This is a genomic window from Lyngbya sp. CCY1209 (genome assembly GCF_055795065.1).
Genome location: NZ_JAYFER010000172.1, coordinates 1 through 12,329, shown reverse-complemented (window position 1 = coordinate 12,329; position 12,329 = coordinate 1). Strand labels below are relative to the sequence as shown.

The 12,329-nt window shown below is 59.9% G+C and carries 9 protein-coding genes; all 9 read left to right on the top strand.

Annotated features, from left to right (window positions below):
- Positions 1 to 561 precede the first annotated feature (561 nt).
- The 9 genes from AC0QHF_RS02585 (at position 562) to AC0QHF_RS02545 (ending at position 12,234) form a co-directional block, all read left to right on the top strand.
- Complete coding sequence (locus AC0QHF_RS02585; RefSeq protein ID WP_324702620.1) at positions 562 to 954, top strand: response regulator; 393 nt, start codon at positions 562 to 564, stop codon at positions 952 to 954.
- 15 nt (positions 955 to 969) lie between these two features.
- A complete protein-coding gene (locus tag AC0QHF_RS02580; RefSeq protein WP_324702619.1) occupies positions 970 to 3,129 on the top strand; it encodes a chemotaxis protein CheA in 2,160 nt (719 codons plus the stop codon).
- A gap of 62 nt (positions 3,130 to 3,191) precedes the next feature.
- Positions 3,192 to 3,644 carry a chemotaxis protein CheW gene (locus tag AC0QHF_RS02575; protein WP_324702618.1) on the top strand — a complete coding sequence of 151 codons (453 nt, stop codon included), beginning with the start codon at positions 3,192 to 3,194 and terminating at the stop codon, positions 3,642 to 3,644.
- Positions 3,645 to 3,713: 69 nt separating this feature from the next.
- Positions 3,714 to 5,798: a methyl-accepting chemotaxis protein gene (locus AC0QHF_RS02570; RefSeq protein ID WP_324702617.1), complete on the top strand. Its 2,085-nt coding sequence runs from the start codon at positions 3,714 to 3,716 to the stop codon at positions 5,796 to 5,798.
- Between the two features lie 97 nt (positions 5,799 to 5,895).
- Positions 5,896 to 9,165, top strand: coding sequence for a HEAT repeat domain-containing protein (locus AC0QHF_RS02565; protein WP_324702616.1), 3,270 nt, complete (start codon positions 5,896 to 5,898; stop codon positions 9,163 to 9,165).
- A 131-nt stretch (positions 9,166 to 9,296) separates the two neighbouring features.
- Positions 9,297 to 10,172: a CheR family methyltransferase gene (locus tag AC0QHF_RS02560; RefSeq protein WP_324702615.1), complete on the top strand. Its 876-nt coding sequence runs from the start codon at positions 9,297 to 9,299 to the stop codon at positions 10,170 to 10,172.
- A 33-nt stretch (positions 10,173 to 10,205) separates the two neighbouring features.
- Positions 10,206 to 11,252, top strand: a complete 1,047-nt coding sequence (locus tag AC0QHF_RS02555; RefSeq protein ID WP_324702614.1) for a protein-glutamate methylesterase/protein-glutamine glutaminase — start codon at positions 10,206 to 10,208, stop codon at positions 11,250 to 11,252.
- Positions 11,253 to 11,285: 33 nt separating this feature from the next.
- Complete coding sequence (locus AC0QHF_RS02550) at positions 11,286 to 11,921, top strand: chemotaxis protein CheC (RefSeq protein ID WP_324702613.1); 636 nt, start codon at positions 11,286 to 11,288, stop codon at positions 11,919 to 11,921.
- 148 nt (positions 11,922 to 12,069) lie between these two features.
- Complete coding sequence (locus AC0QHF_RS02545; RefSeq protein ID WP_324702612.1) at positions 12,070 to 12,234, top strand: hypothetical protein; 165 nt, start codon at positions 12,070 to 12,072, stop codon at positions 12,232 to 12,234.
- The last annotated feature ends 95 nt before the right edge of the window (positions 12,235 to 12,329 follow it).

The following is a 12,329-nucleotide window of genomic DNA, read 5'->3' as shown; positions in this document are numbered from 1 at the left end:
TTATAAACGATTCCCAATTCCCCATTACCCATTCCCAATCTGCGAAAATCTGCGAAATCTGCGGACTGATAACAGGTGGCGTGACGGGTGAGGTTCAAACTCGGGGTAGTCTCCCGGGGTTGAGCCTCACGACCCGAGTCTTCGATCTAGCCGGCGGCCGGAAAAACTTAAATATTTTTTTATTTTTTGACCTGACAATTGTAATGATCGGTGAGGATCTGTTAATTTTTTAAACAGTTTCTTCTGAGGCGTCACCCGAGTCGAATATAATTAGAATTATATTTCTGTGCCTCAAATTATAGCGAGAAAAGTATCGACAGAAATTCACGCGGATCAATTGGACAATCGACCGATCGGCATCAAGTGCAGAATTGGGGGTGCTTTCAACCGATCGCGATCGGATGGATGGTCTGCTCTAGCATCCATGGGGTGCCGAATTTCGCCCGCCCCCCTAGAACCCCCCAGCCAAAAGGGTCAAAAAGACGAAGGTCAAGCGGGGGATAAAATAGAAAAACAATGTGGGATGAAACCCGACGTATTCACGCTTAGGAGTCCAACAATATGAGACGGATATTAGTCGTCGATGATTCAGCAACCATGCGAAAAATGGTGATGGCATCCCTGCGGGACGTGAAGGATGTGATATTTGGCGAAGCGGGGAACGGGTTGGAGGCGATCGAACAGTTAGAAATTGCGCCATTCGACCTGATGATTTTAGACTTAAATATGCCGGATATGCACGGGTTGGAGGTGTTGCAATTTGTCCTCAATCACCCGCAGTATAGCAAAACCCCGATCGTCATTTTGACGACCAAAGGAGATGAAGGCAGTCGCAGCGAAGCCCTGGCGGCCGGGGCGGCCTGTTATTTGACCAAGCCCTTCCATCCCAAATCCCTGGCGGGGGAAATTGTCAACTTACTCTCCGAACCCTCGACCAGCCATGCAAGTCAATAAATGGGAAGGGCGGCCGTGTCTAGTTCAACAGAAAACAACAATTTTTTCAACGACTTCTTAGACGACTATTTCGCCGAGTGCGAAGAACATTTGGCGGTGGTGCGCCGGGAACTGTTGGCTCTGGAATCCTGGGTCGATCGCCCCCAAATTGACGGGTCGATTTTGAACGAACTGTTCCGCAGCTTCCACTCCGTCAAAGGGCTCTCGGCGATGGTGGGGGTGCGGGACGCGGAGGAACTGGCCCACCACATGGAGAGTTACCTGCGATCGCTCCGGGACCGGCAAATCACCTTAAAACCGGAAGGATTCGACGCCCTGATGGTGGGCACCCAAACCCTGGAACGGGCGATCGAAAGCCGGCGCGACGACGCAGCAGAAAGTCCCGACATCGCCCCGGCCGTCCGCCAACTCGAAGCGGTGATTCCCCGGGAACCGGCCCCCGTCGCCACCGCAGTCACCCCCTGCGAGGTGAAACTGAAGCCGGAGGATGTCGATCGCCTGAAAACCCTCGCCCAGAGCGGCTGTCCACTCTGGCACTTCACCTTCAGCCCCGACACCGAACTCTCCAAACGGGGAATCGGCGTCAACGGCATCCGCGAACGGCTCACCCAAATCGGCGAGTTGATTCACGTCGCCCCCCGCCTGAAAGCCGACAATAAAATCGTATTCGACTTCATCTTGACCACAGACGAAGCCGAGGGCACGTTTGCGGGGTGGGAAGCCGAGGGCCTGAGTTGGGAACCGTTTCAAATCGCCGAACCCGAAGCGGAGTCGGGAGTCGGTATTAGGGAGTCGGTATTAGGGAGTCGGGAAGCGTCGGAGGAGTCGGAAGTCGCGGAGGAACCGCCGCCCGACGGCGACGGGGATGGGGAATCGGGCGAAACCGCGATTGCCCCCCCGACGGCCAAAACCGCCCCCCTGATGGGCACCTCCAACTTGGTGCGGGTGGACCTGCCCAAACTCGACGAACTGATGCGGATGGTGGGAGAATTGGTGATCACCCGAGCCCGGCTCGACGAAAATTTGAAACACCTGCCCGCCAGCGTCCCGGCGGCCCGACGGCGCACCCTGCAAGAGATCGCCCTCACCCTGGAGCGGCAACTGCGGGATTTGCGCCAGGGGGTGATGCAGGTGCGGCTCGTGCCCATCGGCGAAATTTTCGCCAGGATGCAGTTCGCGGTCCGGGACTTGATGCGAGTCACCGGCAAACAGGTAGCCTTGGACATCAGCGGCCAGGAAACCGAAATCGATAAATTCGTGGTGGAGCGGATGATGGACCCCCTGCTGCACCTGGTTCGCAACGCGGTCAGCCACGGCATCGAGTCCCCCGAAGAACGGGTCGAAGCTGGAAAACCCGCCGAAGGCCGGGTCGCCCTGCGGGCTTCGACGGCGGGGGAAATGGTGACAGTGGAGATCGAAGACGACGGCCGGGGGATCGATATCCGGCGGGTGTTCGAGCGGGGACGGCAACTGGGGCTCATCTCCGAACCGGCCGAAATTTTCGACCCGGACAACGCCGACGCCCAAACCATTTTGGACCTGCTGTGTTCCCCCGGATTTTCCACCCGGGAAGAGGCCGACCTCGCCAGCGGCCGGGGGGTGGGGATGGCGATCGTCAAAACCACCGTCCAGGAACTCGGCGGGGTGGTGACGTTCACGACCCGGCCCGGAAATGGGACCCATTTCACCATCCATTTACCCCTGACCCTAGCGATTACCGACGCTTTGATCGTGCGGGTGTGCAACCAAACTTTTGCCATCCCCCAATCCTCCGTGCGGGAGGTGATGGATATCGAAAAATCGGCGATCATCCGCCTCGAAGGTCACGAAATTATTTCTTATCGGGGTCAAATTGTACCGCTCAACTATTTGGAGCGCCTGTTCAACTGCGTTTCGGATTCAGAAACGGTTCCGGAAAAACTGACGATTGTGGCGATCGGCAACGGCGTCAGTTCCGCCGGACTGGTGGTGAATCGGATCGTGGGGTTGCGAGAAATCGTCGTCCGACCCCTGACCGACCCCTTCGTCCAGAGTCCGGGAATCGCCGGGGCGACCGAACTCGGCGACGGGCGGGCGGTTTTGATTTTAGATGTCGTCGCCCTGATCCGCAGCCAAAACCAAGCCCATTTATCGGCCCGTAATTACTATCAAAATCGGCGTCCGGCTCCGAATTGAGAAACCCGGTCGAATTCGATTTGAAGTTCGCGCCGTCGCGTTGAATTCTCCCTGTCATTCTTATGGTTAACTCGTCAGATCGTTCCCAACCTTTTATTCTGTTTGAACTCGATCGCACGACCTACGGCGTTCCGTCGGAAACGGTCTTGCAGATGGAAATGGTCGAGCAGATCACCCCAGTTCCCAACGTGCCGCCCTTCGTGGAAGGGGTGGTGTTTTCCCGGGGCCAAGTCATTCCCGCGATCGATTTGAGGGTGCGATTCGGATTTGAAAAAATCCCCTACAACCTGCGGACGCGGCTGATCGTGATTCACTCCGAACATCGCACGGTGGGTTTCATCGTGGATACGGCCCGGGAGTTCGTCAACATCCTCGACGGCGCCATCCAACCGCCTCCGGAGGGGATTTCCAGTTTAAGCGGCAAATATTTAGCCGGCATCGCCACCTTGGGGGAGCGGGTGATTTTGATCCTCAATATCGACGAACTGCTGACCCTGCCGGAATTGGTATCTTGAAGCGGCTCGATTCTCCACCATCCCCCATCGCACATCCATCCATCCAGCACGAGAAAGGTTGATTTAAAAATGGGCAAAAAACAGCAAAAAAACAATCGTAACGGTTCCGTCGGGACGGGCGATCGCCAAACCTCACGATTAGATATCACAGCCATCCGCGGCCAAATTGATCGCCTCAATCAGGCATCCGTCAAAATTGCCGACATCGCCCGCCAAGTCTCGGAAGGGGCCCAATCCCAACTGCAACTGCTCGATCGCAGTTGTGGCAACGTCGGGGGGATGACCACTTCCCTCAACGATACAGCCGCCCAGACCGAATCCGTCGCCAGTTCCACGGAAGAATTGGTGTCCTCCGTCAACGAAATGGCCGCCTCCATCGAACAGGTCTCCGCCAGCAGCGCCGCCCTGGCCACCGCCGTCCGGCAGACCGCCATCTCCATCGCCGAGAGCAGCAGCACCACGGCAAAAGTAGCCGAAACCGCCCAAGAAATGGCGACCTCGGCCACCCAAGTCACCGCCTCCATGACCCAGATGGCCGCCTCCATCAAAAGCGTCAGCCTCGACACCGAAAACCTGACCACATCGGTGAACGAGACCGCCGCCTCCATGGAAGAGATGACCAGCTCCATCGGCGGCGTGGCGCAAAATGCCGACGACCTCACCGCCGCGGCCGAAGAAACCAGCGCCTCCATCAACGAGATGGCCGCCTCCATCGAACAGGTCTCCGCCACCGTCGAAAATTTAGCCGCCACCGTCGAACAGGTGTCCACCTCGATGGAAGAGATCGCCCAGTCCGTCCAGGGCGTAGCCCAGAACAGCGATCGCATCACCGCAGTCGCCAGCGACGCGGCCACCAGCGCCGAACAGCTTGATCGCTCCATCCGCTCCATCGGCACCCTCACCCAGCGGGCCAACGAGATCGCCCGGGGTGTGGCCCTCGACGCCGACAAAGGGGGCAAAACCATCGAAAAAAGCATCCTCGGCCTGGGGCGGGTGCGGGATTCGATGGTCAAATCCGCCGACGTGATCCGGGACATGGGCAAGCGCACCGACGAGATCGGCAGCATCGTCGATACCATCAACCTGATCTCCGAACGCACCAACCTCCTGTCCCTGAACGCCTCCATCGAAGCGGCCCGAGCCGGGGAGGCCGGACGGGGGTTCGCGGTGGTGGCCGAAGAAATTCGCAACCTCGCCGACCGCGCGGCCCAGGCCACCTCCGACATTTCCACCATCATCAAAGGGTTACAGTCGGTGGTCCGGGATGCCGTGAGTACCTCCAACGACGGACTCCGCATGGCCGAAGATAGCGGGAGCCAAGCCGAAGACGCCCTGGCAAGCCTGCGGCAAATTCTGGGGGGCGTGGAACAGATCACCCAACTGATCGCCCAGATCGCCGGCGCCTCCGACGAACAACTTGCGGCCGGCCAAACGGTCGTCAACGCCATCAACACCACCGCCGACCAGTCCAAAGAGGTCGCCCGCGCCACCAAAGAGCAGGCGAAGACGACCCAGGGCGTCGTCCAGTCCACCCGCCATATGCGCCAAATTTCCCAGCAAGTCACCCAGGCGATGGGGGAACAGGCTCGGGCGGCTCGGGATGTGATCAAAGCGGCCCAAAATACCAACAACCTCGCCGGACAGGTTCGCAAGGCGACGTTTGAACAGAGTAAGGGAGCCGAGCAAATCATGCAGGCGGTGGAATCCATGCGCCGGGGCGTCGTCACCACCTCCCGGGCGATCGCGGAACAGTCCACGGCGGGGGATCAAATTTCCCAGGAAGCGGAGCGACTCTCCCAGATGGTGACGGGCATCACCCGGTCGATGAAAGAACAATCGACCAACGCCAACCAAATCACGGAAGCGGTTCAAAATATGCAATCTCAGTCCGAGCAACTGGCCAAGGCGATGGCCGAACAGGCCCGGGCGGTGCAGGACATGAATACGGCCACCCGCAGCATCGCCAAACAGGTGGCGACGATCCGAACGTCGAATCTGGAACATTCGGGCATTTCCGCCGAACTGCTGGCCGGCCTGGAAAGTATCCGAGAGATCGCCGATCGCAACGCGCAGGGGGTGCAACAGACCTTGGAGGCGACGGCGAAGTTGACCGCCCAAGCCCAAGCCCTCACCGCCATCGTCGATCGCGCCTGAGGGGGATGTGGGGCGTGGGGAAAGTGAAAAGTCACCCATTCAAAAATTCCCTATTCCCTATTCCCTATTCCCTATTCCCTATTTCTGGAACCAACCGATGACCATCAGTATTTTTACCACCGACAACCGTTTGATCGTGCGATCTTGGGACTCCCGACTGGCGGCAATGACCGGACGCCGGGGAGAAGAGGTGTACGGTTTGTCCCTGGGGGAATTGATCCCCGACCTGGAATCCCGGGGCCTGCTGCAACGCTTCTGGCAGGTTTTGGAAACGGGGGCGATCGAAACCCTAGCCCCGGCCTTGCACCACTATCTGATCCCCTGTGCGCCCAGTTCTCCTTCCCCTTACTTCGACCAGATGCAGCAGCGGGTGACGATCGCGCCGCTGCGGGAACAAGACGACATCGTGGGGTTGGTGATCACCCTGGAAGACGTCACCGAGCGTATGTCGCGGGAGCGGGAGCGGGAATTGGCCCGAGACCCCCACTCCGCCGCCTCCGAAGCCCCCCAAACCCCCGAATCCTACCGACCCCTGCTCGAAGATCTCCAGGACCGGCAGTGGCAAATTCGCGCCCGGGCGGTCGAACACCTGGCCAAGTGCGACACGCCGGAGGTGAACGCCGAACTCTTGGAACTCCTGCGCCGGCAGCACCGGAATCCCGGCATCCTCAACAGCGTCTTGCAGGTGCTCGCCCTCAGCAAGGTGGATACGATCCCGGTGCTGATCGAGTGTTTGGGGGACGAAGATGCCGAGTTGCGGATTTACGTGGCTCAAATTCTCGGCAAGCGGCCCGACCCCCGCGCCATTCCCCCCCTGATGGCGCTGTTGGACGATCCCGACCCGAACGTCCGCTACCACGCGATCGAGAGTTTGGGGCGGCTGCGGGCCGTCGCAGCGGTCGATCGCCTGATTCAGATCGCCGAGTCCGAGGACTTTTTCCTAGCCTTTCCCGCCCTGGACGCCCTGATGCAGATGGCCGACGCCAAACTCACCCCCCACCTGGTCCCCCTGCTGCAAAAGACCCTCAACTGGCAGTTGCGCCGGGAGGCCGTGGACAACCTGACCCTGGCGGACGACCCGGAACTGATCCGCAGCCTGCTGCGGCTGATGCGGGAGCAGCACCGCAACCCCGGCGTCCTCAACGCCACCCTGCAAATCCTCGCCCTCAGCAACGTCGATCCGGTGCCGGCCCTGACGGAATGCCTGAAAGACCCCGACCCCGACCTGCGGATCTATACGGCCCTGGCGTTGGGAGAGCGCCACGACCCCCGGGCTATCGAACCCCTGATCGAGTTGCTCGGCGATGCCGACGTCAACGTCCGCTATCACGCCATCGAGAGCTTGGGGCAACTCCGCGCCCGGGAGGCGGTGGACGCTTTGGTGGATATTGCCCGGTCGGGGGACTTTTTTCTGGCTTTTCCGGCGATCGAGAGTTTGGTCCGCATCGGCGACGCCAGCATCGTCCCCCGGCTGCTGCCCCTGCTGGAGGACGATTTGCTGAGTCTGCCCGTCATCGAGGCCTTCGGAAAGTTGGGGGACGCCGACGCGATCGCCCCCCTGACGGCCCAACTCAACCGCCCCGATCCCCCCGTCCGGGAGATCGTCGGGGGCATCACGTCGATCTACGGCCACTACGAACAACTCGGAGAGGGGACTCACGTCGCCGACCTGGCCCGTCAAACCCTCGAGCCGGCCGGGATCGAAAACCTGTTGCGGGCGGTCAGGCAGACGTCGGAACCCCCGGAGCAATTGGAGGGGTTGGTCTTGATGTTGGGGTGGCTGGAAGGGGAGGCGGTGGAGCGCACCCTCTGCGAACTCCTGGGCTGTGCGGAAGTGCGCGATCGCGTCGTCGAGGCTCTGGTGCGCTACGGCCCCCGGGTGGCTCCCCTGCTGATCCCCCAGTTGGACGCGGTTGAATTGGAAACCCGCAAGGCGGCGGTGACGATTTTGGGGCGGGTCGGCAGCACCCGGGCGGTTCCCCCCCTGACCTCCCTGTTGGGCAACGCGGAGCCGGAATTGGTGATGGCCACCACCGCGGCCCTGGCCCAAATCGGCGACGGGCGGGCCTACGAAGCGCTGTTGGCGCTGTTGGGACACCCGGACTCGGCCGTGCGCCTGGGGGCGATCGCGGCCCTCAATTCCCTCGGACATCCGGCCATGCCGGAACACATCTGCGATCGCCTCGCCGACCCCGATCCCCACGTGCGGGAGTCGGCGGTGAAAATTGCCGGGTACTTCGCCTTTGAAAACTGCGTCGATCGCCTGTTGGAGCGCACCCGCGACCCGGTGGAGCGGGTGGCCCGGGCGGCGGTGGAACACCTGCCCTATTTGGAAGACGTGCGGGTGCTCCCCACCCTGGTGGAGGCAATCAGGGGGGCGGCGGCGGGGCTGCGGGCGGCGGCGGCTCACTCGATGGGCGAATTGGAAGATACCCGCACCCTGGACCACCTGTTGCGGGCCCTGGAAGACCCAGACCACTGGGTGCGCTACCAGGCCGCCCGGGCGATCGGCCGCTACGATTACTATCTGATCGACACCCTGGAGGGGATCGAGATCCCGGACTCCACCCCTCACGCCCCCTCCGACGGCGAGACCGACCTGGCGGAGCGGGCCTTCGCCTCCCTCGAACAGTTGGCCGACGGCGACCCGGCCCACCCCGTCCGGGCCGCGGCTACGGAGTCCCTGGGGCGGATCGGCGGGGTGAGGGCGACGCCGATCCTGGCCCGGTTGGCCGATACGGACGACCCGGAGGGGGATGTCGCCCGGGCGGCGCTCCGGGCTTTGGGGCGCATCAACCGCGCCCAGGCCGTGCCTCCCCTGCTGACGGCCCTGAATTCTCCCGACCCCGAACGGCGTCTGGATGCCCTCCACGCCTTCCGGGAACGGGGCGGCGAGGAGGCGGGGGTCGCCCTGCAGTGGATGGCCGCGGCCGACCCGGAGGAGCGGGTGGTGGCCGCGGCGATCGAGTCCCTCTCCCGCATCGCAACGCCGGAGGCGATTTCGGCCCTGCTGGAGTTGACGGTCGATCCGAGTATCCGCGAAACTTGTCTTGATGCCCTGGTGACGCGGAATTGTCCGCAACGTCTGCAAGGCGAGTACATCGAATTGATTGCCGAAGGGCTGCGCCACGTCCATCCCGGCGTCCGCTGTTCGGTGGTGGAAGTGCTCAAGCGGCTCAAGCATCCCCAAGCCTCCGAATGTCTGATCGAAGCCCTCGGCGACTCTGATCAAAACGTGCGTCTGGCCGCCGTGAATGCCTTGGTTTACCTGGGAAATCGCACCTGCGAAGCGCAACTGGCCCGACTCGCCCGCTCCGACCCCTCCCCTGCGGTCCGTCGCGTCGCCCACCGGGGGTTGCACTCTTGAGCAACAGTTGGTCGAAATTGTAAATCCTCGCAATTCTTTCGACAACACTATGAGACAAGGCAGACCCGGAGTACATTTCTCCCCATCGGAGATAGGTTTTTCTGTCTTCCTAATTGTGATTAAGGTGAGACATGACATTTCGTCCCAACTCTCTCGAACTCCCCGAAAGCACCTTCGTGATTTTGCGGGATCTGATTCACGAAAAAACGGGTTTATATTACGAATCCGGCAAGCGCGACCTGTTGGCGGACAAGCTTTATCCGCGAATTTTTGAGTGGAATTTTGACTCGTTTTTGGATTACTACTACCTGTTAAAATATGATGAGAATGCGGCGGATGAATGGGTCAATTTGATGGATGCTCTGACGGTTTCTGAAACGTTCTTTTGGCGCGAATTTGACCAGGTTGATGCCCTGGTCAATGTCCTGCTGCCTCGATATGTCAAGGATGTTTTGGGGGGAAATTTGGGGTGGGGCAATGCGGGGATGGCTCGACCCATTCAGATCTGGAGCGCAGCCTGTTCGAGCGGCGAGGAACCGATCTCCATTGCCATAGCCCTCCAGGAGGCCGGGTGGTTTCACCGGATACCCATCCGCATCTACGGCAGCGACGCCTCGCCGCGGGCGATCGCCAAGGCCCGGGCTGGACTGTACCGGGAATATTCGTTTCGATCGCTCTCCCCCTCACTCCGACGCAAGTATTTCGTCCCGGACGGACACAATTGGAGAATTGTTCCGGAAATTCACGATCGCATCCGCTGGAAAGTTGCCAACCTGCGATCGCCAGATGACCTGACATTTATCGACCGCGCCCATTTTATCTTTTGTCGCAATGTGTTTATCTACTTTTCGGATTCGTCCATTCGGAAAACGGCAAAAACGTTATACGAAAAATTATCCGCACCGGGCTATTTGTTTCTGAGTTCCTCCGAATCTCTGTTGCAGCTCGAAACCGATTTCCAGTTGCTAGAGATCGACGGCGCCTTCCTCTACGTCAAGTCATCCTGAGTCCTGTCAATTCCGATGGAGTATCCTAAAACTATGAAAAATATTATCCGCGTTTTGATCGTCGATGATTCCGCCTACGTCCGCAAAGTGATCCGGCAGATGCTCTCCCGCAGCCCCTTTATCGAGGTGGTGGGGGTCGCCCACGACGGGGAAGAAGCCCTGGAAAAAATCGAACAACTCGGCGACCGCGTCGATGTGGTGACACTGGACCTGTTGATGCCCAAAATGGACGGCGTGGAGTTCCTTCACCGACAAATGGCCCGCCGTCCCCTGCCCGCGATCGTGGTCAGCATCGCCAACGAGGGGGGAGAAATGGTGCTCTCGGCCCTGGATGCCGGGGCGGTGGATTTCGTCCACAAACCCACGGCTTTGGCGACGGAAAAAATGTTCGACATTGGCGAAGAATTGATCGCCAAGGTGAAAACCGCCGCCAGCGTCCCCATCCACTGCCTCCCCGTCCTCAACGAGAGTTCGCCCGTCGCGCCTCCCGGCCAGGTTCTCAGTTCCGGACAGGTGGAATTGGTGGCGATCGGAATTTCCACCGGCGGCCCCCAGGCCCTCGCGTTCCTGATCCCCCAGTTGCCGGCTAATTTTCCTGTCCCTGTGACCGTCGTCCTGCATATGCCCGTCGGCTACACCAAAATGTACGCCCAGCGGTTGGACCACCTCTGCGCCCTCCGCGTCAAAGAAGCCCGGGCGGGGGATTTGGTCGTCCCCGGGGAAGTGTTGGTCGCCCCGGCCGGTCGCCATCTGGCGTTCCAACGCCGGCTCGACGGGAGCGTTGACGTCGTCTTGCAGGCGAAACCCTTCGACCTGCCCCACCGCCCCTCGGTGGACGTGATGTTTCAGTCGGCGGCGCAGGTGTACGGCGATCGCGTTTTGGGCGTCGTCATGACGGGGATGGGATCCGACGGCAAACAGGGTGCGGCCTGGGTCAAGTCCCACGGGGGGACGATTTTCACCGAGGCGGAGGAAACCTGCGTGGTCTACGGAATGCCGCGATCTGTGGTGGAGGCTGGTTTGAGCGATCGCAGCGTCCCCTTGAACGAAATGGCCTTGGCCATTCTGGAGTCTCTTTAAATCCTGTACGTTGAAATTCTGCGAGGTCTCGTGATGCTGCTGACGCAAAAACAAGAAGATGCCCTCGTCGGGTTCATGAACCTGATTCTCTCCCGGCGGACGGCGACGGCTCTTTCCGACTTGATTCAATCTCCCGTCGTCCTGGAAGTTTCGGGGATCTCCCTCTATCCCCTCAGCAAATGTGCGGCCGAATTTACCGACACCTTGAAAAATGATGTAGCCAGCATCCACCAAACTCTGTCCGGCCCCCACCCCGGCGATTGTCTGATGCTCCTCGATTATTACGTGGCGGTGATGCTCACCAATTTGCTGTGCAAACGTTTGGGACAACCCATCGTACAGCTCAATGTTTCGGCCTGTGAAGTGCTCACCGAAATGGGGAATATTTTGTTGGGCAGTTTCGTGCGGATTTTGGGGAATCTCATGGGCGGCTCTATCACCATTTCCGACCAACTTTTTTCCATTGACCCCTTCGATGAGTTGGTCAATTCCCTGATCGTTGAACATGATGAAATCCGCTACGTCCTGATCGTCGATCTCACGTTTCTCCTCTGCGATAATTCCGTCCCCGGACATTTGCTGTTCGTTTCCGGAGTCATGCCCCTCTCCTGCGCGATCCGGGGCATCGAAGCGTTGGGAAATTTGGCGGGTTCCAAATCTTGGCGGTAGGCAACTTTTCGCCCGGCTGTTGGCGATCGCGATCGCACCGCACCCCGGACTACAGGGCTGTTTCATTTTCCCCCGAAAAATGGCGTTGGCCGGACACAGGGGCGACCGGGGCAGAGGGGAAATTTTTGGGAATCAAGCCGACAGACATTTGATATTACCTTTGTCGCCGCTCGGCGTCTTTTTTGAAGGGGATAAATCCGCCCTGGAATTGGCGTGGCAGGCGTTGCAAGCGATCACCATCGATGGGAAACCCTCCCTCCCCGCCCGAGTCCAGTATCGGCTGCTGGCGGAGGATTCTCAGTACATTTTATAGCAGTGCGCGCTCCTATAGTTATAGCGCTGCGCGCGGGTGTAGGGTGTAGGGTGTAGGGTGTAGGGGCTAGAAATCGCCAAGACACATGGAAGTTT

Excerpts from the sequence above, each read along its gene's own strand:
- AC0QHF_RS02585 (WP_324702620.1), top strand. The coding sequence starts at position 562 with ATGAGACGGATATTAGTCGTCGATGATTCAGCAACCATGCGAAAAATG.
- AC0QHF_RS02575 (WP_324702618.1), top strand. The coding sequence starts at position 3,192 with ATGGTTAACTCGTCAGATCGTTCCCAACCTTTTATTCTGTTTGAACTC.
- AC0QHF_RS02570 (WP_324702617.1), top strand. The coding sequence starts at position 3,714 with ATGGGCAAAAAACAGCAAAAAAACAATCGTAACGGTTCCGTCGGGACG.
- AC0QHF_RS02565 (WP_324702616.1), top strand. The coding sequence starts at position 5,896 with ATGACCATCAGTATTTTTACCACCGACAACCGTTTGATCGTGCGATCT.
- AC0QHF_RS02560 (WP_324702615.1), top strand. The coding sequence starts at position 9,297 with ATGACATTTCGTCCCAACTCTCTCGAACTCCCCGAAAGCACCTTCGTG.
- AC0QHF_RS02555 (WP_324702614.1), top strand. The coding sequence starts at position 10,206 with ATGAAAAATATTATCCGCGTTTTGATCGTCGATGATTCCGCCTACGTC.
- AC0QHF_RS02550 (WP_324702613.1), top strand. The coding sequence starts at position 11,286 with ATGCTGCTGACGCAAAAACAAGAAGATGCCCTCGTCGGGTTCATGAAC.